The sequence below is a fragment of the Ruegeria sp. YTSC002 genome (genome assembly GCF_059609845.1).
This window is the reverse complement of sequence record NZ_JBXWML010000001.1, coordinates 878,656-899,709: the sequence shown is the minus strand read 5'-3', so window position 1 is coordinate 899,709 and position 21,054 is coordinate 878,656. Positions and strand designations below refer to the sequence as shown.

25 protein-coding genes and 1 tRNA gene are annotated in these 21,054 nt (G+C 60.0%); 14 read left to right on the top strand and 12 right to left on the bottom strand.

Translation table 11 applies throughout. The features are described from left to right. Positions 1-196: 196 nt before the first annotated feature. Together AC2FFD_RS04520 and AC2FFD_RS04515 are read left to right on the top strand one after the other, a co-directional pair. Entirely contained in the window at positions 197-952 is a 756-nt protein-coding gene (locus AC2FFD_RS04520) for a 3-hydroxyacyl-CoA dehydrogenase (RefSeq protein WP_425078403.1), read from the top strand. A gap of 10 nt (positions 953-962) precedes the next feature. Further along, positions 963-1,517 (top strand): sugar O-acetyltransferase, encoded by a 555-nt coding sequence (locus tag AC2FFD_RS04515; RefSeq protein WP_496872128.1) that lies wholly within the window; start codon positions 963-965, stop codon positions 1,515-1,517. Here AC2FFD_RS04515 and AC2FFD_RS04510 read toward each other — a convergent pair. After that, positions 1,498-1,836 carry a winged helix-turn-helix transcriptional regulator gene (locus AC2FFD_RS04510; protein WP_496872127.1) on the bottom strand — a complete coding sequence of 113 codons (339 nt, stop codon included), beginning with the start codon at positions 1,834-1,836 and terminating at the stop codon, positions 1,498-1,500. The genes AC2FFD_RS04515 and AC2FFD_RS04510 overlap by 20 nt on opposite strands. Before the next feature lie 143 nt (positions 1,837-1,979). Here AC2FFD_RS04510 and AC2FFD_RS04505 point away from each other — a divergent pair, with 143 nt between their 5' ends. Beyond that, the gene (locus tag AC2FFD_RS04505) at positions 1,980-2,267 is read left to right on the top strand and encodes a putative quinol monooxygenase (RefSeq protein ID WP_496872126.1); all 288 of its coding nucleotides are present in this window, start codon (positions 1,980-1,982) and stop codon (positions 2,265-2,267) included. 89 nt (positions 2,268-2,356) lie between these two features. Here AC2FFD_RS04505 and AC2FFD_RS04500 read toward each other — a convergent pair whose 3' ends face one another. The 3 genes from AC2FFD_RS04500 to AC2FFD_RS04490 form a co-directional block, all read right to left on the bottom strand. Beyond that, complete coding sequence (locus tag AC2FFD_RS04500) at positions 2,357-4,165, bottom strand: ABC-F family ATP-binding cassette domain-containing protein (protein WP_496872125.1); 1,809 nt, start codon at positions 4,163-4,165, stop codon at positions 2,357-2,359. A 68-nt stretch (positions 4,166-4,233) separates the two neighbouring features. Then, on the bottom strand, positions 4,234-4,974 hold the full coding sequence (locus AC2FFD_RS04495) for a GNAT family N-acetyltransferase (protein WP_496872124.1): 741 nt from the start codon (positions 4,972-4,974) through the stop codon (positions 4,234-4,236). A gap of 99 nt (positions 4,975-5,073) precedes the next feature. Further along, entirely contained in the window at positions 5,074-5,547 is a 474-nt protein-coding gene (locus tag AC2FFD_RS04490; RefSeq protein ID WP_496872122.1) for an outer membrane protein assembly factor BamE, read from the bottom strand. An 85-nt stretch (positions 5,548-5,632) separates the two neighbouring features. Between AC2FFD_RS04490 and AC2FFD_RS04485 the strand changes: the two genes are divergently transcribed. The 8 genes from AC2FFD_RS04485 (at position 5,633) to AC2FFD_RS04450 (ending at position 10,989) form a co-directional block, all read left to right on the top strand. After that, the gene (locus tag AC2FFD_RS04485; protein WP_496872121.1) at positions 5,633-6,169 is read left to right on the top strand and encodes a YceD family protein; all 537 of its coding nucleotides are present in this window, start codon (positions 5,633-5,635) and stop codon (positions 6,167-6,169) included. Positions 6,170-6,374: 205 nt separating this feature from the next. Next, entirely contained in the window at positions 6,375-6,581 is a 207-nt protein-coding gene (gene rpmF / locus AC2FFD_RS04480) for a 50S ribosomal protein L32 (RefSeq protein WP_008756996.1), read from the top strand. A 24-nt stretch (positions 6,582-6,605) separates the two neighbouring features. Beyond that, entirely contained in the window at positions 6,606-7,694 is a 1,089-nt protein-coding gene (plsX, locus tag AC2FFD_RS04475) for a phosphate acyltransferase PlsX (RefSeq protein ID WP_496872118.1), read from the top strand. Positions 7,695-7,715: 21 nt separating this feature from the next. After that, the gene (locus tag AC2FFD_RS04470) at positions 7,716-8,687 is read left to right on the top strand and encodes a beta-ketoacyl-ACP synthase III (RefSeq protein WP_170344014.1); all 972 of its coding nucleotides are present in this window, start codon (positions 7,716-7,718) and stop codon (positions 8,685-8,687) included. Between the two features lie 96 nt (positions 8,688-8,783). Beyond that, the gene (gene ihfA, locus AC2FFD_RS04465; protein WP_152458234.1) at positions 8,784-9,086 is read left to right on the top strand and encodes an integration host factor subunit alpha; all 303 of its coding nucleotides are present in this window, start codon (positions 8,784-8,786) and stop codon (positions 9,084-9,086) included. An 18-nt stretch (positions 9,087-9,104) separates the two neighbouring features. Further along, positions 9,105-9,710 carry a MerR family transcriptional regulator gene (locus AC2FFD_RS04460; RefSeq protein WP_496872116.1) on the top strand — a complete coding sequence of 202 codons (606 nt, stop codon included), beginning with the start codon at positions 9,105-9,107 and terminating at the stop codon, positions 9,708-9,710. A gap of 61 nt (positions 9,711-9,771) precedes the next feature. After that, a tRNA-Pro gene (locus tag AC2FFD_RS04455) sits at positions 9,772-9,848 on the top strand. Positions 9,849-9,909: 61 nt separating this feature from the next. Next, entirely contained in the window at positions 9,910-10,989 is a 1,080-nt protein-coding gene (locus AC2FFD_RS04450) for a 2'-deoxycytidine 5'-triphosphate deaminase (protein ID WP_496872115.1), read from the top strand. A 3-nt stretch (positions 10,990-10,992) separates the two neighbouring features. On the opposite strand, the gene AC2FFD_RS04445 is transcribed toward AC2FFD_RS04450, so the two are convergent. The 6 genes from AC2FFD_RS04445 to argS form a co-directional block, all read right to left on the bottom strand. Next, complete coding sequence (locus AC2FFD_RS04445) at positions 10,993-11,208, bottom strand: hypothetical protein (protein WP_496872113.1); 216 nt, start codon at positions 11,206-11,208, stop codon at positions 10,993-10,995. Between the two features lie 65 nt (positions 11,209-11,273). Further along, positions 11,274-11,924 carry an SMC-Scp complex subunit ScpB gene (gene scpB / locus AC2FFD_RS04440; RefSeq protein WP_170344010.1) on the bottom strand — a complete coding sequence of 217 codons (651 nt, stop codon included), beginning with the start codon at positions 11,922-11,924 and terminating at the stop codon, positions 11,274-11,276. Beyond that, positions 11,917-12,711 carry a segregation and condensation protein A gene (locus AC2FFD_RS04435; protein ID WP_496872111.1) on the bottom strand — a complete coding sequence of 265 codons (795 nt, stop codon included), beginning with the start codon at positions 12,709-12,711 and terminating at the stop codon, positions 11,917-11,919. Before AC2FFD_RS04435 ends, scpB begins: the two co-directional genes overlap by 8 nt. Beyond that, positions 12,701-13,708 (bottom strand): beta-N-acetylhexosaminidase, encoded by a 1,008-nt coding sequence (gene nagZ / locus AC2FFD_RS04430; RefSeq protein ID WP_496872109.1) that lies wholly within the window; start codon positions 13,706-13,708, stop codon positions 12,701-12,703. Before nagZ ends, AC2FFD_RS04435 begins: the two co-directional genes overlap by 11 nt. Further along, on the bottom strand, positions 13,705-14,769 hold the full coding sequence (locus AC2FFD_RS04425) for an SPOR domain-containing protein (protein ID WP_496872108.1): 1,065 nt from the start codon (positions 14,767-14,769) through the stop codon (positions 13,705-13,707). The genes nagZ and AC2FFD_RS04425 overlap by 4 nt, the downstream gene beginning before the upstream one ends. An 88-nt stretch (positions 14,770-14,857) precedes the next feature. Continuing rightward, complete coding sequence (argS, locus tag AC2FFD_RS04420; protein WP_496872107.1) at positions 14,858-16,603, bottom strand: arginine--tRNA ligase; 1,746 nt, start codon at positions 16,601-16,603, stop codon at positions 14,858-14,860. Between the two features lie 133 nt (positions 16,604-16,736). Between argS and AC2FFD_RS04415 the strand changes: the two genes are divergently transcribed. Further along, positions 16,737-17,288, top strand: coding sequence for a hypothetical protein (locus AC2FFD_RS04415; protein WP_496872105.1), 552 nt, complete (start codon positions 16,737-16,739; stop codon positions 17,286-17,288). Here AC2FFD_RS04415 and AC2FFD_RS04410 read toward each other — a convergent pair whose 3' ends face one another. Beyond that, complete coding sequence (locus AC2FFD_RS04410; RefSeq protein ID WP_425078414.1) at positions 17,289-18,428, bottom strand: deoxyguanosinetriphosphate triphosphohydrolase; 1,140 nt, start codon at positions 18,426-18,428, stop codon at positions 17,289-17,291. 76 nt (positions 18,429-18,504) lie between these two features. Between AC2FFD_RS04410 and AC2FFD_RS04405 the strand changes: the two genes are divergently transcribed. Together AC2FFD_RS04405 and xth are read left to right on the top strand one after the other, a co-directional pair. After that, complete coding sequence (locus tag AC2FFD_RS04405; protein WP_171204913.1) at positions 18,505-18,828, top strand: HesB/IscA family protein; 324 nt, start codon at positions 18,505-18,507, stop codon at positions 18,826-18,828. Between the two features lie 278 nt (positions 18,829-19,106). Continuing rightward, positions 19,107-19,886: an exodeoxyribonuclease III gene (xth, locus tag AC2FFD_RS04400; RefSeq protein WP_171231475.1), complete on the top strand. Its 780-nt coding sequence runs from the start codon at positions 19,107-19,109 to the stop codon at positions 19,884-19,886. Between the two features lie 4 nt (positions 19,887-19,890). On the opposite strand, the gene AC2FFD_RS04395 is transcribed toward xth, so the two are convergent. Further along, complete coding sequence (locus tag AC2FFD_RS04395; RefSeq protein WP_496872103.1) at positions 19,891-21,036, bottom strand: FAD-dependent monooxygenase; 1,146 nt, start codon at positions 21,034-21,036, stop codon at positions 19,891-19,893. Positions 21,037-21,054 lie beyond the last annotated feature (18 nt).

The following is a 21,054-nucleotide window of genomic DNA, read 5'->3' as shown; positions in this document are numbered from 1 at the left end:
ACGACGGCTCAGAGTTCTTCGTTCACGAACAGGCGCGTTTTCGTGAAGTTGGGATTAAGATGTCTTGAGGATCTGCCAGCGCATCGGGGCGAATGATCTGGTCCGCCGACCAAGATCCCTCTTTCTCTAATATATGGACACTGGCCCCAAAATGCAGTTATTGAACAACTGTTCATATCCATGGGAGGAGATCACCATGCACCTGTCCACCACTGCCGCCCTCATCACCGGCGGCGCGTCCGGTCTGGGCGAAGCCACGGCACGCCACTTCGCCTCGGAAGGCGCACAGGTCACCATTCTGGATCGCGATGCGGATCGCGGCGCGCAGGTCGCCGCCAAGATTGGCGGTCATTTCGCGCAGACGGATGTGACCGACGAAGAGTCGGTGGCCGCTGCTGTGCGCCACGGCATGGACAAGATGGGCAAGATCACGGCCACGGTGAATTGCGCAGGTATCGCCTATGGTATCAAGACTGTCGGCAAGGATGGCCCCCACCCTTTGGATGCGTTCCAGCGCACGATCGACATCAATCTGGTTGGCACCTTCAACGTGTCCCGGCTGGCCGCTGCCGAGATGGCAAAGAATGACCCCGAACCAGATGGGGCACGTGGGGTGATCATCAACACCGCCTCGATCGCTGCGTTTGACGGGCAAAAGGGCCAGGCGGCCTATGCGGCCTCGAAAGGCGGCGTCGTGGGCATGACGCTGCCGATGGCCCGCGACCTGGCCTCGACCGGCATTCGGGTCATGACCATCGCGCCGGGCATTTTCATGACCCCGATGCTGGCGGGCCTGCCCGAAGAAGTGCAACAACAGCTTGCCGCCGACGTCCCGAACCCTGCCCGCCTTGGCGATCCGCATGAATACGGACGACTGGCCGGCTTCATCGTCGAGATGGGCTATCTGAACGGTGAGGTCATTCGCATCGACGGTGCCCTGCGGATGCGCTAGACCGGGGCTCATGACCGAGCGACAGAAAATGGAAGCGGGCGAGTGGTATTGCTGCCTTGACCCGGAACTGGATGCGCTTCGTGCCGAAGCGCGTCGTGCCGTTCATGCCCATAACACATGCCCGCCGGATGAACGTGGGGCCATCGCGCCTGAACTGGCAGCGCTGTTTGCAGGTGTTGGTGAGGATTGCTTTCTTGAGGCCCCATTTCACTGTGCCTACGGAATAAACCTGTCTTTGGGGGATCGCGTGTTTTTCAACGCAGGCTGCGTCGTGCTCGACACCGCGCCGGTGACAATTGGCAACGACACGATGCTTGGACCTGCGGTGCAGATCTATTGCGCCGAACACGCGAAAGACCCGGCCTTGCGCGCTCGGGGCCTTGAAACCGCCCACCCTGTCAGGATCGGCGAAAACGTCTGGATCGGCGGGGCCGCGATCATCATGCCGGGCGTTGCGATCGGCGACAACGCCATCATCGGAGCCGGTAGTGTGGTGACAAAAGACGTTCCGGTCGGCGAGACAGTCGTCGGAAACCCCGCCCGGCCTATCCGGCCCCACCCATAACCCTGTTCTGTCCCCAGTCCGCCAGGGCCTCAATCACCGGGCGCAGCGCCAGCCCCTTTTCGGTCAGACTGTACTCTACCCTGGGCGGCACCTCGGCATAGACTTTGCGTTTCACGATTCCATCTGCCTCAAGTTCGCGCAGTTGCTTGGTCAGGCTGCGCTGAGTAACCGTCCCCAACGCCCGGGACAACTCGTTGAATCGCATCGTGCCCCCAAGGAGGTGATAAATCACCAGCCCCTTCCACTTGCCCGATATCTGCTCCAGACCGGCCTCAACCGGGCAGCCTCCGCTGCAATCATATCTTTCAAACCGATCCACCCCGACCTCCTGCGTCTTTCAGTATACAAATGGTACCTATCTGCGTGAATGGAGCCTATATGCATGAATAGTGCGTACTTGCGAGTTTTGCTGGTGTGTCACATATCCCGGTTCATCGCAACTGAACCCTTTGAGGAGACACCATGGCCTTTACCATTCTCGCCCAAATCACCGCCCATCCGGGCAAGGAAGATCTTGTCCGCGCCGAGCTGGAAAAGCTCATCCCCATCACCCGTGCCGAACAAGGTTGCATCCAATACGACCTGCATGTGGACACAACCAACCCCGGTGTTTTCGCGTTCTATGAAAACTGGGAAAGTCGCGAACAGTGGCAGACGCATATGAACGCGCCTCATCTCGCGGCTTACATGGAGGCAACCGACGGTGCTTTGGCTGAATTCACGCTGAACGAAATGACACGGATCGGCTGATCAAGGTTTTGCAAAACCGGGGCAGTTACAGGGCTCCGGTTTCGTGCAACTAATACAATGCCGTCCATTTGGGGCCGCGCAGTTTGCGGTTACCCTGCTTCGGCCTTTTCTTCCAGGGTCAGCCACTCCTCTTCAACCGCCGACAGTTTCTCCTGCCGTTCCACCAGCGCCTCGGTCGCTTTCTGGAACTTGACCGGTTCGCGAGTGAACAATTCGGGATCCGACATCAGCTCTTCCAGCTTTGCGATCTCGGCCTCGAGGCGCGCGATCTCGGCTGGCAGCTTTTCAAGCCGGTGTTTTTCCGAGAATGACAGACCGGGTTTCTGCTGCGTCTCCTGCTTTGCTTTTGGCTTCGAAGCTTTTGCTTTTTCTTCTTTTTTAGCGACAACTTCCCCACGCTGCGCAATATAATCCGACCAGCCGCCGGCATAGACGGTCGCCCGCCCGTTGCCTTCCATCGCGATGGTCGTCGTTGCAACGCGGTCCAGAAAATCCCGGTCGTGGCTGACCAGCAGAACCGTACCGTCGTAGTCGTCAAGCAGCTCCTGCAACAGGTCCAGCGTTTCGACATCCAGATCGTTGGTCGGTTCGTCCAACACCAGAAGGTTCGAAGGTTTCGCCATCAACTTGGCCAGCAGCAACCGGGCCTTTTCGCCACCCGACAAGGATTTGACAGCCGCTCTTGCCTGCCGCTCGTCGAACAGGAATTCCTTGAGATATCCCACGACATGTTTGGGCTGCCCGCCAACCATCACCTGATCGGCCTTGCCGGAAACCCGCATATCCGGGTCGCCGGTCAGGCTGTCCCACAAGCTCATCTCGGGGTCCAGTTGCGCACGGGTCTGATCGAACACCGCGACCTCAAGATTGGTACCCAGCGACACCGAACCTTCGTCCGGCTCCACCTGCCCCAGAAGCATCTTCAGCAAGGTCGTCTTGCCGACCCCGTTCGGCCCGACAAAGGCCACACGATCACCGCGCTGCACCAGCAGATCAAAATTCCGAACGATCTGCTTGTCACCGAACCCTTTGGCCAGCCCTTTGGCCTCGATCACCTTGCGGCCTGATTTTGGCCCCGCCTCCAGCGTCATCGCAGCGGAACCCTGACGCTTGATCTGTGCTGCCTTTTCGGCCCGCAGCGCCTGTAGGGCCCGCACCCGGCCCCGATTGCGTTTGCGCCGTGCGCTGATACCCTCGACCGCCCATTTGGCCTCGGACTTGATCAGACGGTTCAGCTTGTGGCGCTGCTGATCTTCTTCTTCCCAGATCTTGTCCCGCCAGGCTTCGAACGCGCCAAAACCCTGTTCCTGCCTTCGGACCATTCCCCGATCAATCCACAGAGTCGCCCGCGTCAGTGCGCGCAAGAAGGCCCGGTCGTGCGAGATCAGCACAAAAGCCGCCCGTGTCGACCCAAGCTCGCGCTCCAGCCACGCGATGGCTTCGATATCCAGATGGTTGGTGGGTTCGTCCAGCAGCATCAGGTCCGGCGCCTCGGCCATCAGCTTGGCCAATGCCGCGCGCCGCCGCTCTCCACCCGAAGCCGTCTCAACTGCGCGTGAAGGGTCGAATTTCAGCCCCTCGCCTGCCCGTTCAACCTTGTAGAGTTCGCCGGGCTCCAACCCGCTGGACGCATAGTCGCCCAGGGTGGCAAAGCCCTCCATCGTCGGGTCCTGCTCCATATAGCCCACGGATTTTCCGGGCGGCACGACAATTTCGCCGCGGTCGGCCTCGACCAGGCCAGCCATCACTTTCATCAGCGTGGATTTGCCCGACCCGTTGCGCCCAACCAGCGCCACGCGGTCACCGGGCTGCACCACCAGATCCAGTTCGGAAAACACCGGTTCGCCCCCGAAAGTCAGGGATATGCCGGACATCTGCAACAAAGGAATTCTCGCCATGCCCGCCAGCTAAACCGACGGCCACACTGCGTCAACGCCCTGTCTTCACCTTTTCGGAAATACTCATCTTAACCGGCCAATGCCCGCAGCAGGCGTTTTCGGGCCGGAGGAATCGCCCCGATTTCAAGCCCGGTGAACACATGCAACGTGTTCATGTGGCGATCCACAACGGCGTGATCACTCACCCAACCACCCATCATCAGATAGGTTCGCAACAGGGGCGGCATGCGCGACATTGCCTTTTTCGCGTCCGGTCGGCGCCGCAGACGTGCGGCAAAGCGGAACACGTCCGGAGCCTTGACCCGCGGCAACCACCGTTTCGGGGCCAGGTGGCGATGCTTGAGCATTGCAAAGGCATCAAGGTATCGCCCGGTTTCGGTCCCGGCAAAGGACGAACATCCAAACAGCATCTCGACATTGTGCTGATCGACATAGGACGTCATTGCCCCCCAGGCGACGCGCAGAATGTCGGGATCGTTCAGTTCCGGATGAACGCAAAACCTGCCCATCTCGACCATGCGGCCACTGAACCCCGCCAACGAGCTCAGGTCGTAGAACTGCGCTGAATAGCTGCGTCCGATTTCACCACCATGCTCCATTGTCAGCATCCGAAAGCAGCAGACCAGCCGCCCGGCGGATCGCATATCTTCAACCAGGACATGACTGCATTGCCCGTCAAAAGTGTCAATGTCCGGTTTCCGGGTGCCAAATGCCAATGTCCGCAGGTTTTGTGCGGCCCTGACATCCTCGGCCGAATCCGCCAGACGGGCGTTATAGCGCCCTTTGCTCAACAAAACTGCCGTCGCCACGGTCGCGTCCTCCACGGGTGCCGACCCACGGGCGTCGGCACGACACCTTTAGCACAAGACATGTGACTGCCTTGTGACCATCGCAAGGTTCCGGCGCGATCAGTTGGCGCCAGGAATATTGGCCGGGTTGAAGTTACCGATATTGCCCAACAGCTGCCGCAGGAAGCCTTTGTCCTGAACGTTGGAGTCGGTCACGCGGCGTTCCAGCGGAATCACGATGCCGTCTTCCAGGCCAAAACGCTCGATGTTTCTGACGACTCCACGCTGATCAAAGCTGATGGCGACCAGTTCGCGCGCCACCACTTCGGGCCGTTTCGGGCCGTAATGGCGCACCCGCGAGCGGACATAGTAATAGCCCGAATCCCGCACGACACCGGACGCACCCGGTGCGCCGATGGCCTCTTCCACACTGTCACGCGTATCCACGCCCACTTTGATTTCGGCCAGTTCCTCGGCCGGAGGCACATAGCCGTGATTCTTGTAGATCGGCGTACAGGCCCCGGCCACAGCCAGACAGGCAACAAACACAAGCGATTTCGTCGCTGGTTTCAACCGGTTCAGTACCTTCAACATGCACACCCTCTTGCCTTGGCCTCTTGCGGCTTCTATCCGATTACAGAAACCGCTGCCACGGTTCAACACATAGAAAGGCTCACGAATGGGCAACGTTACATCATTTCGGGTGGCTGACCTGCCCCAGAACGCCCCGACACCCTTTGAACTGCGCCCCGCAAGCGCCACATTGGATGAGATCAGGCAGGATCTGGGGCTGCTGGGGCTGCGCAAACTCAGCTTTTCCGGCGAGCTTCGCGCACAGGGCAAGCGTGACTGGGTTCTAAACGGCAAACTCGGCGCAACTGTGATCCAACCCTGCATCGTGACGCTCGAGCCGGTCACGACGCGGATCGACATCCCCGTGCATCGCACCTTTCTGGCCGATTGGACCGACCCGGATGAACCCGAGTTCGAAATTCCCCAGGATGACGAATCCGAACCTTTGGGCCCGGAAATCGACCCCGCATCGGTGATGATCGAGGCGCTGTCTCTGGCCCTGCCGCAATACCCGCGCAAGGAGGGTGCGGAATTGGGTCAGGCAGACTATACCGAACCCGGAAAACAGGCGATGACCGACGAAGACGCCAAACCTTTTGCCGGATTGGCGGGATTGCGCGATGCGCTCAAAAAAGACGAGTGACAGAGCGCAGATTTCCTGTCATAGCAGGCAGTCAGAAAAATCGCTTGAACATACCGAGAATCGCAGTATTTTCGCGCGCTCATCGGATTTTGGGTTGGACATTGCGGGGCCCGTCGCCTAAACGCGCGTCAAACCACGATAAACGAACTACGAAACCCGGGTCGGCAGCGAATCTGCGACCCCTAGTCAGACAAAGGTTGAGACCATGGCCGTCCAACAGAACAAAGTTTCCAAGTCGCGTCGCAACAACCGCCGCGCACACGACGCTCTGGTTGCTGCAAACCCGAACGAATGCCCGAACTGCGGCGAGCTGAAGCGCCCGCACCACGTTTGCGCATCCTGCGGCCACTATGATGATCGCGAAGTCGTCGCACAGGCCGACGAAATCGATCTGGACGAAGACGCAGCCTAAGCCTGATCGAGTGCAGACCAAGGCATGACTGAACAGCCCACGCACGCCGGACGGATCACCATCTCGGTCGACGCTATGGGTGGGGACGCGGGTCCCTCGGTCGTTGTTGCCGGTCTTGCGAAATCGGCCGACAAGAACCCGGATATCAGGTTCTTGTTACACGGGCCCGAACAGGTATTGCGCAAGCTTGTCGCCAAACGGCGTGTCCTTGAGGGGCGCGTCGTTTTTCGTGATTGCCCCGGTGTGGTCACGATGGAAGACAAACCCAGTCAGGTTGTGCGCAACAGCAAAAAGACCTCGATGTGGTCCACGCTGGAAGCGGTACGCCAGGGCGAAGCCCATGGCGCGGTTTCCTGCGGCAATACCGGTGCGCTGATGGCCCTGTCGATGATGCGCCTGCGCAAACTGCCGGGCGTGAACAGGCCGGCCATCGCGATACTGTGGCCCTCGCGCAACCCTCAGGGGTTCAACGTGATGCTGGATGTCGGCGCCGATGTGCGTGCCGACGCCAAGGACTTGCTGCAATACGCGCTGATGGGCGCCTCTTACGCGCGCAACGGTTTGGCCCTGAGCCGCCCCCGGATCGGACTGCTGAATGTCGGCACCGAAGAACACAAAGGGCGTGCCGAACTGAAAGAAGCGCACTCGATGATCGCGGGATTCGCAGAGCAGGCGAATTTCGATTTCGTGGGGTTCGTCGAAGGCAGTGACATCCCGGGTGACAAGGCGGATGTCATTGTAACCGATGGCTTTACCGGCAACGTCGCGATCAAAACCGGCGAAGGAACGGCAAGCCTGATCGGCGACCTGCTGCGGCAGGCCTTCAAATACTCTCCCCTATCCCGATTGGCCTCGATTCTGGCCATCACGTCGCTGAACCGTTTGAAGAAGCGGATCGACCCGCGGCGCGTGAATGGTGGCGTGTTTCTGGGGCTGAACGGCACCGTGGTGAAATCCCACGGCGGCGCTGACGCGACAGGCGTGTCAGCTGCAATCAAACTGGCCTTCACCCTGGCGCAGTCCGGCTTTTCCGAAAAATTGGCTGCGCGGGTTGCATCCACTGCCCAGCTTGCACAAGATGCCGCGCAATCAGTGCCGCAGACAGATAAATAACAAAAAAGGCAGTACCGGAAAATGGCAGGCCGTTCAGTTGTAGCAGGTGTCGGGCATTATTTGCCCGAACGCGTTGTTCCCAATTCCGAGTTTGAGAAAACCCTGGACACGACCGACGAATGGATCAAGACCCGCTCGGGGATCGAACGCCGCCACTTTGCTGCCGAAGACGAGACGACATCCGATCTGGCCACCAAGGCCGCCGAAGCCGCGCTGGCCGACGCAGGTCTGACGGCGGATGACATTGATGCAATCGTTCTGGCGACTTCAACGGCGGATCTGACATTTCCTTCGGCCGCCACCATGGTTCAGGCTCGGTTGGGCATGACCAAAGGCTTTGCTTTCGATGTTCAAGCTGTTTGCGCCGGATTCGTTTTTGCACTGTCCAACGCAAATGCGCTGATTGTTTCCGGTCAGGCCAGGCGTGTGCTGGTGATCGGGGCCGAGACTTTCTCACGGATCATGGACTGGACCGATCGGTCCACCTGCGTTCTTTTCGGCGATGGCGCCGGTGCGGTTGTGCTGGAGGCCCAAGAGGGCACGGGCACCGCCGAGGACCGCGGTATTCTGGCAACCGACCTGAATTCGGACGGGCGCTACAAGGACCTGCTCTATGTCGATGGCGGCGTTTCGACCCAATCCACCGGGCATCTGCGCATGCAGGGCAATCAGGTTTTCCGACATGCCGTTGAAAAGCTTACGAAAACAGCAGAAACAGCGTTGGAACGAGCGGGGCTGAGCAGCTCGGACGTGGATTGGATCGTGCCGCACCAGGCCAACATCCGGATCATTCAGGGCACCGCCAAGAAAATGAACTTGCCGATGGAAAACGTGGTTGTGACCGTTCAGGATCACGGAAACACGTCGGCCGCATCCATTCCACTGGCCCTGTCCGTGGGCAAGCAACGCGGACAGATCAAACCGGGTGATCTGATCGTGACCGAAGCCATTGGCGGCGGTCTGGCCTGGGGCGCAGTGGTTCTGCGCTGGTGACCGGCGCAAACCGGCTTACACAGCCGCCCGCAATTCATTGATATTGACAGCGAATTTGCCATACCCATATGCTTCAACAGCAACAGGGGAATTAGCATGGGCGACAAAACACTGACTCGAATGGACCTGAGCGAAGCTGTCTTTCGTGAGGTAGGTCTGTCACGAAACGAAAGTGCGCAGCTGGTTGAAAGCGTTCTGAACCACATGTCCGACGCCTTGGTGCGTGGTGAACAGGTGAAGATCTCGTCTTTCGGTACATTCAGTGTTCGCGACAAGACCGCCCGTGTCGGTCGCAACCCCAAAACCGGCGAAGAAGTCCCGATTCAGCCGCGCCGTGTACTGACTTTCCGCCCGTCGCATCTGATGAAAGATCGCGTCGCCGCAGGGAACCGCAAGTAAGTTCAGGACGTCCAGGTTATGAGTAAGTCCCCCGATGCCTTTCGCACCATAAGCGAAGTTGCGGACTGGCTCGGTGTTCAGGCTCATGTTCTGCGATTCTGGGAAAGTCGATTCACTCAGGTAAAACCCGTCAAACGCGCAGGTGGACGCAGGTATTATCGGCCCAACGACATGCGTCTGTTGGGAGGAATCAAGAAACTGCTCCACGAAGACGGTATCACGATAAAAGGTGTCCAGCGTATCCTGCGCGAACAGGGCGTCGCACATGTCGCGGCGCTGTCCCCTTCCCTGGATGACCCTGGCCCCGCCCCGATTGAGGCCGTTCAGGACACCGTAGTACCGTTTGAACCTAAGCCTGCAACCGCCACGGAACAGATTCGAATGGATCTGGGCGAACCGTCCGAGCAATCCGTCAAGGAAGGCGCGCAGGCCAACGCGCGTACATCTTCTGCGTCACAGCCGGAGCCAGAGCCCGAACTGGATGCCGCGCCCTTGATGGGGGGAATAGCGTCGCTTGCGTGGAATCAGACAGATTTTGATGACGACCTGTTGCGGCGCATCGCTCCGATTGCAAAAGATCTGCGCCGCTGGCTGGACCGTGTCGAAACACAGGCGACGGGTTAGGACAAAAGGCATTGATTTCCTCTTGCCCCTGCCGGGAAAATCTTTATGAACACCCCAACGTCGGGCTATGGCGCAGCCTGGTAGCGCGTCCGTCTGGGGGACGGAAGGTCGCAGGTTCGAGTCCTGCTAGCCCGACCAAATTACACCGACGTTTATGGCACAAAGGCCAGATCCCGCTCTGGCACCAGGGGGGATCGAGATGACAGGTGTTTGCCCGAACCAACAGCTTGAGGCGATGATCGCGCGCGGTGAAATCACCGCCGACCCCGAGGTTCTGCCGGCGCAGATTCAACCTGCCAGCCTTGATTTACGTCTGGGAACAGTGGCTTACCGTGTACGTGCCTCGTTCCTTGCGGGGGAAGGCCGGACTGTCACGGACCGGTTGGCAGAGTTTGAGATGCACCGCATCGATATCTCGGATGGCGCGGTTCTGGAAAAGGGCTGCGTCTATCTGGTGCCCCTGATGGAATCGCTTGCCCTGCCCGACAGCATGAGCGCCGTGGCCAACGCCAAAAGCTCGACCGGGCGGCTGGATCTTCTGACGCGGACCATCACCGATGGCGGTACCGAGTTCGACCGGGTGCCCGCAGGTTACACAGGCCCGCTTTATGCCGAAATCTGCCCGCGCTCGTTCTCGGTGCTGGTTCGTCCCGGGATGCGCCTGAACCAGATTCGTTTTCGCCAGGGTCAGGCCGTGTTGTCAGATGCTGAACTGAGGTCCTTGCATGCCGAATCTCCGCTGGTGGACGGACCTGCGGTCATTCAGGACGGTCTGGGCTTTTCGGTCGACCTGCAACTGCCTGATACCGATCTTGTCGGCTATCGCGCCAAACCGCACACCGGGGTGATCGACCTGGATCGAATCGGTGAATACGACCCGCAGGACTATTGGGAAGAGGTGCGGACCAAAGATGGTTGCATCATCCTGGACCCCGGCGCGTTCTATATCCTGGTCAGCCGCGAGGCGGTGCATATTCCGCCGATGTACGCCGCTGAAATGGCACCCTATCTGGCGATGGTCGGTGAATTTCGGGTCCACTACGCCGGGTTCTTCGACCCCGGTTTTGGCCACGCCGCCGCAGGGGGTGCCGGTTCGCGTGGCGTGCTTGAGGTGCGCTGCCACGAAGCGCCCTTCGTGCTGGAGCACGGACAGGTCGTCGGACGTCTGGTCTATGAGAAAATGGCTGAAATGCCGACGCAACTATATGGTGCAGGCATTGCCTCGAACTATCAGGGACAGGGCCTGAAACTGTCAAAGCACTTCAAAGCCGTAAGCTGACCCCTAGAATTTCATGAACCGGCGCATCTGGCGGGTCAGGCGTTGTGCCTGCCGCAGGTTCTGCGTATGTCGCGGTGCGCTGGCTTTTCCGGGCCCATTCGACGTGCCGGGTCCGCTGCCTTTTCGGCTGGCCAGATCGATGCCTTTGTTCACACCCTTGTTGACCAGACGGCGCATGACCTGACGCACAATCATATCGATGATCCGGTTTGCATTCATCGCTGAACTCCGTGTCCTCACGCACAAAGATAGGCGCTTTATGCGGCAACAAAAGGGCTGTTCGATCACTCTTCCTCGAACAGTTCGGTCTGGTCTTCGTCAACTTCGTCCTCGCGCCCCTCTCCCAAGGGGATGGCACCCGGAGGAGGACGATTCTCCAACAATCCCGCCGCGCGCAGTTCTTTCAGGCCCGGCAGGTCGCGCGCGTTTTCCAGCCCAAAATGATCCAGAAACTCAGGCGTCACCACAAACGTCACCGGACGACCCGGCGTCATGCGGCGGCGGCCCAGCTTGATCCACTCCATCTCAAGCAACTGATCGATGGTCCCGCGTGAAACCGACACACCCCGGATTTCCTCGATCTCAGCCCGCGTGCAGGGCTGATGATAGGCCACGATGGCCAGAGTTTCGATCGCGGCGCGGCTGAGCTTGCGGGTCTCGACCGTTTCCTTCTGCATCAGAAAACCCAGATCAGGGGCCGTGCGGATGGCCCAGGCATCCCCCACGCGCACCACGCGAACGCCACGCCCCTCGTAGCGTTTCTGAAGCAATTCAACCGCTTGCGCCGCGTCGCTGCCATGGGGCATCCGCGCCTCAAGATCCGCAATCGTCACCGGCTCGGCGCTGGCGAACAGAACGGCTTCGACCATGCGTTCCTGTTCAGCCAGCGGAGGGGCCTCGAACAGCGTACCGGTCTCTTCAGGGGCATCAGTCACGTGTTTCGGTCCTCTTGCGCAAATGGATCGGAGCGAATGTCTCGCTCTGCTTGATTTCCATATGTCCCTCTTTCACCAGCTCCAGCGAGGCCGCAAAGGTCGCCGCCGTCGCTGACCTGCGCCGTACCGGGTCGGAATCCCAGCCATCGGGCAGGTAAGCTTCCATGTCGGTCCATGTCCCGGCAAACCCGATCAGCGGACGCATCCGTTCCAGTGCCTGTTCCATGGTGAACACCGAATCGCGGTCCATCACAAACGGGCGGAATTCATCACGGGTGCGGATGCGCGCATAGCCCTGCATCAGATCCAGCAGCGTGGCGGAATAGGTCACGGTGCGGATGCGGGTGATATCTTCGCCCTGCCCGCGTTTGAAGAAATCGCGCCCCAGCTGATCGCGCGCCATCAACCGTGCGGCGGCGTCGCGCATCGCCTGCAAGCGTTCCAACTGAAACGCCAGATGTGCGGCCAGTTCCTCGCCCGAGGGGCCCTCGTCATCCGGGTCTGGCGGCAGCAGCAAGCGGGACTTGAGAAACGCCAGCCAGGCCGCCATCACCAGATAGTCGGCGGCCAGTTCAATGCGCAACGCACGCGCCTTTTCCACAAAGGCCAGGTATTGCTGCGCCAGCGCGAGTACGGAAATTTTCCTCAGATCAACTTTTTGCGTGCGCGACAGGGTCAGCAGAACGTCCAGCGGGCCTTCGAACCCATCGACATCAACAATCAGCGCTTCGGCCGCAAGACGATCCGTGACCGAGACAGGGTCTTCGCTGAAAAGATTATCGTTCATATACCTGCCCGCCCATTAGGGCAGATAGTTCCGCTTCGACGGCAAGGATGTCAAGTTCCAGCGGGCGTTTGCGCATCGCCAGCGCCCGTTCTGCGCGGGCCTGTGCCACATCCGACATTTCTCCGGCCGCTTTCATCACCTGGGCGCGCTCGGCAAAGGTTCCGTTGCAGTGCAGAACGACGTCACAGCCCGCACTTATGGCTTGCCGCGACACGTCAGCGGGCGTTCCGCTGAGCGCTTTCATTCCGATGTCATCGGTCATGATCAGCCCCTCAAAGCCAATCCTGTCGCGGATCACATCCATCATGGTTGCCGAGATGGTGGCAGGCCGCGGGTCAATCCGGTCATAGACCAAATGCGCGGTCATCCCCATCGGCAGATCGTTCAAGGCCCGGAACGGCCCGAAATCGCTGCGCTCAAGCTCCTCCAAGGGCAGATCCACATGCGGCAAGTCATGGTGGCTGTCCAACGTGGCACGTCCATGGCCCGGAATATGTTTGAGCACCGGCAGCACACCGCCATCCAAATGGCCCTGCGCCACGGCCTTGCCAATTCTGGAAACGCGTTCAGGATCAGCATCATAACAGCGGTTCTTCAAAAACTTGTGCGTCTCGGGGCGCGCGACATCGACCATGGGCGCACAGTTGCTGTCGATGCCCAGACCAAACAATTCATCGGCAATCAGGCGGTACCTCAGATACATGGCGCGCTCGGCCTGTTCTCCGGCATTGGCCACATGATCCAACGGAGGCAGCCATTCGCGGGCCAACGGCGCCCGCAAGCGCTGCACGCGCCCGCCTTCCTGATCGATGGTGATCGGGCAATTGCGCCCGACGGCCTCGCGGAAATCATCACACAAGGCGCGCACCTGATCCGCGTTTTCGATGTTGCGGGCGAACAGAATGAACCCGAACGGGTTCATCTGGCGAAACAAGTCTTTTTCCTGTTGCGTCAGGCGCACGCCCTGAGCATCGGTGATCGTGGCACCGTACTTCACCGAACGGCCACCGGGATACAATCAGCCCCTTGCGCAACAAGCGCGGCACAAAACTGGCGCGAGTCGCTCAGGTCTTCAAAGCCCAGTACGCGCAGGCGGTAAAAGGTGCGCCCGCCGCTTGAAGTTTTCTGAATAACACGCTGTTTTCCTGCCATATATTCGCCGAACTTTCCGTTCAGTCGATCCCATTCCGTTTGCGCCACCTGAACACTGTCATAAGCCCCAAGCTGCGCCAGACGCGTGCCTTTCGCCAGCGTATCAGGATCAACATCCAACCCAACCGCAGCCTTCACCGCGGCATTGATCGCGTCTTCGGAATTCTCGCTCGGCGACATCTGGCTGCGAGAGGCACGCGCCGGACGGGTCAACGGGCGCAAGGACCGGCGCACGCCCGGCAGCGCGGCAATGGCCGGGTCCGGCAAGGCGGCTGCGAAATCGGCCGGGTCAATTGCGGGTTCTTCCTCGGGGGTGGTCAGCGATGCCACCTGTACGCCGTCCTCAGTGTTTTGCTGCGTTTTGGTCGCCTCACCCGCCAGTTCCGCAACCAGCGCGTCCACTGCGTTCTGGCGCAATCGAGCGGCTTCCCGGGTTGAGATCGGCTTTTCCACCACATGCAGCGCCGGTGTCGGCTTCAGATCGGCGGCGGGGACGTCTTCATCCGTCAACGAGACCGGCCGCGGCGCAAGGATCAGGCGATCCGCCGGCGCGGCAGCACTGCCTTTGGCGGCCACTGCATTGACGGCCAAGCCCTGATGATCGGCGGGTGTTCCGCCCGGGTTTTCGGGCTGCACCCGCATCGGCCCTTCGGCAGCACGCACGACCGGCACGCCGCTGACATCGCGCATGACAAGCTTGTATCCCCAGACAGCGACGCCGGCGACCAGTGCCAGCGATGCGGCAGCCCCCAGGAAATTGACGGCCCGCCCCAGTCCGAACGCGCCGCGCGGCGCGTCGTAATCCTGCATATCGTCGGGATAGTCATACGCATCCTCGGAATGCGTTTGATTCGGGTAATGAATCTGCTCGGGGCTTTGGTGCCCCGAGTAATCGTAACTCGCCATGTCCGCCTCACTGCCCGTTTCGCGCCCGAAAACAAGGCGCGCGGGTCATTTCTTGCCTACCTCGTACCGGCGGTTCGGGCGATATTTGTTACCGCATCTCCTGCGCCGGGGTAACGCCAAGAATACCCAAGCCCGCTGAAATCACAACAGAAACGGCACGGGCCAATGCGATTTTCGACTGGCTTGTGGCAACATCGCCATCCTGAATGAAACGCAACTGGGTTTCGTCATTACCCCTGTTCCAGAGCGCATGAAAATCCCCTGCAAGTTCATATAGATAGAAAGCGACGCGGTGCGGTTCGTTGGTCCGCGCAGCGATCTCGACCAGGCGTGGCCATTCGGCCAGCTTCTTGGCAACCGTCAGTTCGGCGGGGTGGTCCAGCGACGCCAGATCGGCCCCGCGCAGGGTTTCGTCGGAGACGTCGATCCCCGCCTCGGCGGCACGGCGCAGCACGCTCATCACCCGGGCATGGGCGTATTGAACGTAGAACACGGGGTTCTCGCGGCTCTGTTCCAGTACCTTGTCGAAATCGAAATCCAGCGGCGCGTCGTTCTTGCGGGTCAGCATCACGAAACGGGTCACGTCGGGACCAACCTGATCGACCACATCGCGCAGGGTGACAAAGTTCCCGGCCCGTTTCGACATCTTGAACGGCTCGCCGTTTTTCCAAAGCTTCACCAACTGCGTCAGCTTGATATCCAGCGGCACCTTGCCGTCGGACAGGGCCGACACTGCGGCCTTCATCCGCTTGACATACCCGCCATGATCCGCGCCGAACACGTCGATCAACGCGTCAAAGCCACGGCTCACCTTGTCATAGTGATAGGCGATATCGGGGGCAAAATAGGTCCAGCTGCCGTCCGACTTCTTGACCGGGCGGTCGACGTCATCGCCATGTTCGGTGGATTTGAACAAGGTCTGTTCGCGCGGCTCCCAATCTTCTGGCTTTTTGCCCTTGGGCGGCTCCAGAACGCCTTCATATATCAGGCCCTTTTCGGTCAGCGATTGCAGCGCGGCCTCGATCCGGCCCGTGCCATAGAGCGATTTCTCCGAGAAGAACACATCCATCTCGACGCCCAGCGCCTTCAGGTCGGCGCGGATCAGGTCCATCATCGCATCGGTCGAAAACTCGCGCAGCTCTTCCAGCCATTCGCTTTCCGGTTTGTCGATCAGGCTGTCGCCATATTTCTCTTTCAGCGCCTCGCCAATCGGGATCAGATAGTCACCGGGATACAGCCCCTCGGCAATCTCGGGGCTGAGGCCGTTGGCCTCGCGATAGCGCTCATAGGCCGAACGCGCCAGCACATCCACCTGCGCGCCACCGTCGTTGATATAATACTCGCGGGTCACATCATGTCCGGAATAGGCCAGCAGGCTTGCCAGCGCGTCCCCGAACACCGCGCCCCGCGTATGGCCCACATGCAGCGGACCGGTCGGGTTGGCCGAGACATACTCGACATTGACCTTCTGCCCCTGCCCCATGGTCGAGCGCCCGAAATCGGTGCCTTTTTCCAGCACCGCCGCCAACACGCCTTGCCAGACGGACGGCGCAAGACGCAGGTTCAGGAAACCGGGCCCAGCCACTTCGGCGCTTGTGATCCGGTCATCCGCCGCCAGTTTCCCGGCCAGCACATCCGCAATGTCGCGCGGCTTCATCCCGGCCGGTTTCGCAAGCACCATCGCGGCGTTGGTCGCCATGTCCCCATGCGCCGCATCACGCGGAGGTTCGACCGCCACGTTGTCAAAGCTCAGCCCATCGGGCAATGCGCCTTCGGACTGCATCTGCGCCAGCGCGTCCTGTACAAGGCCGCGGATCTCGGAAAACAGGTTCATTTCGGATGTCCTTTTGCTTGTCGCGGGGTTTACCACGCAATGCGGCAAGGTCAATGGACGCCTAATGTTTAAGCTTGGTTTGGCGAAACATCTCGCTAATCTCAGGCCTGTACACAGCTAACGGAGACCGTTGATGCACCGCACCTTGTCTTTTGCCTTGCTTTTGTCCGCCGCCCTGCCTGCGCTGGCCGACCTGCCACAGCCGCAAGGCCACGTGCTGCTGACGCTGGGCGGCGCGGTCAGCGAAACAAACCTGCCCGCGCGCGGGGAGAATGACGGCGGTCTGCTGGGCTATCTTGAGGTCACGCATGGCGGCGCGGCTGGGTTTGATGCTGCCATGCTGGACGGGCTGGAGCAGTTCGAGATCACTATCCCCTATGGTCCTCCGGGCAATGAGCGGGATTACAGGTTTTCAGGCCCGCTTTTGGCAGAGGTCATGACATTGGCAGTGGCCGAGGGGAAAACCGCTCTTCCCATGGCGCTGGATGGGTATCAGGCCGAAATCGAGTGGGACAGCATCGCCACGCACAGACCGATCGTTGCAACGCATGCTGATGGCGCACCGATGGGGATCGGAGGTTATGGCCCGACGATGATCGTGTTCCCACCGACAGAGAACGCCGGTCAGTCGGCAAAACAAGCGGCTCAGCAAGTCTGGGCCATCGCCTATATCGCCGTGGAGTGATCAGCCGGTCAGCCGCGCGTGGTCCTGCAAGGCAAATCGGTCGGTCATGCCCGCGATGTAATCGGAAACGATGCGGGCCAACGCGGTGTCGTCCCTGGCAGCTTCAATGTCATCGTGCCAGCGCACAGGCATTTGCCTGGGATCGTTCATGTAGATCGGAAACAGATCTTCCACGATCTTTGCCACCTCTGCCCGCACTGACATCACCCTGGGTGCGCGATACATCCGGGTGAACAGAAACGCCCGGATTTCGCGCAGTTGCGCCCAAACCTCATCCGAGAACTGGATGACAGGATACCCAAGATGTCGGATTTCTTCGACGGACTGTGCGCCAGACACGGCAATGAGATCGCGCGAGGTGTTGATGACATCCGCCACCATGACCCCGAAAACCCGCCTGAGCGCTTCGTGACGCCGGCGATAGGAATCCAGCCCGGGGTATCTGGCATCCACCTCGGCGTAACAGACCCCGACAATCGGCAGGTCCTGCAAATCGTCATCCGAGAACAACCCTGCGCGCAACCCGTCCAGAAGATCGTGATTGTTATATGCTATGTCATCGGAAAGGGCCGCAACCTGGGCTTCCGCGCTGGCATGGGTGTGCAGTTCTAGATCGAAATCCTGATTGCACTCGGCCAATGCCCAGGGCAGATCGCCCTCAACCGGCCCGTTGTGCTTGGCAATCCCTTCCAGGCATTCCCAAGTCAGGTTGCACCCGTCGAATTCCGCATAGTGGCGCTCCAGCTTTGTGACGATCCGAATGGCCTGTGCGTTGTGATCAAAACCACCAAAGGGCTTCATCAACGCGTGCAACGCGTCTTCGCCGGTATGTCCAAAGGGCGTGTGCCCCAGATCATGCGCCAGGGCCACGGCTTCGGTCAGCTCTGGGTTCAGGCCCAAGGCACCGGCAATGGTCCGGGCCACCTGCGCCACCTCGATGGAGTGGGTCAGGCGGGTGCGGTAGCTATCGCCCTCATGTTCAACGAACACTTGCGTCTTGTGCTTGAGGCGCCGAAAGGCACTGGCATGAATGATCCTGTCCCGGTCGCGTTGAAAGCATGATCGGAAACTGCTTTCCTCCTCGGGCACATGCCGCCCCCTGGTGCGGTCCGGGTCCGAGGCAAATCTAGCTCTGTCCAAATGGCCTGTCCTTGTCGCCTGTCCTTGCGCTTTCTATATTGTATGGCGTAATGGAAGGAAACCATTGGAGACCGGCATGAATCTGCCCCCAACAGTCACGGAACGCGCTTTCGAACGCCTTGCTGAAATCGGCGCGGCGGATCAGGGTCAGGCATTGCGCGTCGCAGTGGAAGGCGGCGGTTGCTCGGGGTTTCAATACGAAATCGCTTTGGACACGCCAAAAGAAGATGATCTGGTCCTTGAAGGTAAAGGGCAAAAAGTCATTGTTGACGCGATTTCGCTGCCCTTCCTGGAAAACGCGGTCATCGACTTCACCCAGGAACTGATCGGTGCGCGATTTGTGATCGACAACCCCAACGCCACCTCTTCCTGCGGTTGCGGCACATCTTTTTCGATGTAACCGTGGGGGCTTTGCCCCCACACCCCCAGGATATTTTCAGCCAGATGAAGCAGGAGTCCGCCCTCTGACCGTAAGACCAGAGGGCTTCACCTGGCGCGGTCATCGGCGTCCCCGCCTGTACCGCCACTTCAGCTTGAAGAAATTCAGTTAATAATCCGTTTCTTCATCTGGCCAAAAATATCCCGGAGCGCGAGGCAGAGCCTCGCAAATCCGATCTCCGCCTTGCCGTTGGGCCCGTTCTGCGCGATAGGTTGCACCAAGCCTTCGGAGGATCGCGCATGAAAATCGCCACGTTCAACATCAACGGCATCAAGGCGCGGGCCGAAGCCCTGCCCCGATGGCTGGACGAAGCGCAGCCGGACGTTGTGCTGTTACAAGAGATCAAGTCGGTCGATGAAAACTTCCCGCGCGAGATATTCGAAGAGCGTGGATTCAACGTGGAAACTCACGGGCAAAAAAGCTTCAACGGCGTTGCAATCTTGTCCAAGCTTCCCCTCGAGGATGTATCCCGCGGCCTTCCCGGCGATGACGCGGATGAACAGGCCCGCTGGATAGAAGCCACCGTCGTTGGCAAAAAGGCTCTTCGGATCTGTGGATTGTACCTGCCCAATGGCAATCCCGCACCCGGTCCGAAATACGATTACAAACTGGCATGGATGGAACGGCTATATGACCGTGCCCGTGATTTGCTGGCAACCGAAGAACCCGCGTTGATGGCGGGGGACTACAACATCATCCCGCAGGCGGAGGATGCCAAACGCCCCGAAGCATGGCGCGACGATGCATTGTTCCGCCCCGAAAGCCGCGCCGCATTTCGCAAGATCCTGAATCTGGGCTTCACCGAAGCGTTCCGGGCCACCACCCAAAGCGCGGGGCACTATTCATTCTGGGACTACCAGGCCGGGGCCTGGAACCGGAACGACGGAATTCGGATCGATCACTTTCTGCTGACCCCACAAGCGGCGGATCTAATGCGGGATTGCCAGATTGATGCAGCCGTGCGCGGGCATGAAAAACCTTCGGATCACGTGCCTGTCTGGGTCGATCTGGATATCTAGCGTTTCAGGCCGTGACGTCGTAGCTGTAGATCCATTCGTAACGGCGCGACAGTTTCCCTCCGATGGGCATAAGCGCACATTGGGCCGCCAGACGTGCGGGGCCTGACAGGTGGAAATTTCGTGCGTTCGACCCGGCAGCGGCAACCACGCTTTCTGCCCTTGGCCGACGCGTTTTCTCGTAGGCGGCAAGCGCGCTGGTGACACCCGAGTGTTCGTCGAAAGATCGTGCAAGCGTCCAGGCATCTTCCAGCGCCAGGCAAGCGCCTTGCGCCATGAACGGCAAGGTCGGATGCGCCGCGTCCCCCAGCAATGCCAGACGACCGTTCTGCCATTTTTCTGCGACCGGGCGCAGGAACAATGCCCACAGATTCACATCCGAGACCTTTGACAGAATCTGACCTACCGGACCGCCGAACCCTGAAAAACGTGCGCGCAGCTCGTCCGGATCGCCGTTCAGCTTCCATCCCTCTTCCCGCCAGTCCGAGCGTTCCTCGACCGCAACGATGTTCATCATGCTTTGATCGCGCAATGGATAGGTTACGACATGCCGACCCGGCCCCATGGTCAGGGATGCCGTCACCACGTCTGAATCCGGTCGCCAGGGAATGGTGGCGCGCCAGGCGACCTGGTGCGTGAACTCGGGTGTCTCGGGCCCGTTCAGAGCCGGGCGAATCGTGCTGCGGCCACCGTCGGCGGCGATGACGCATTCGGCGCGCAGCCGCTCGCCGCCCGCCAGCAGAATTTCGGCTTCGTTGGGGTGTTTTTGCACGTTGGAAACCTTGGCCCCCAGACGAACATCCACACCGGCCTTGCGGGCCGCAGAATGCAGCAGATTCAACAAATCGGCACGGTGAAAATAATAGGTCGGGCCAGCCGAAGGCCCGGGCAGCCGGCTGACAACGCGCCCTTTGCGGTAATCGCGCAGGATCGTACCATGCGATTTCTGGCCCGCAGACAGATCCGCCACCCCAAGCGCACGCAACACGCACATCCCGTTTTCACTGATCTGAAGACCTGCGCCAACCTCGGTCAATGCCGGGGCTTGCTCCAGCAGGGTGACCTGCGCCCCGTGTTGCCGCAGCGCCAACGCAGACGCCAAACCGCCGATGCCGCCGCCAATTACACAGAAATTCAACCGATTGATCTTCATGCCCCCCGCATAACGCAA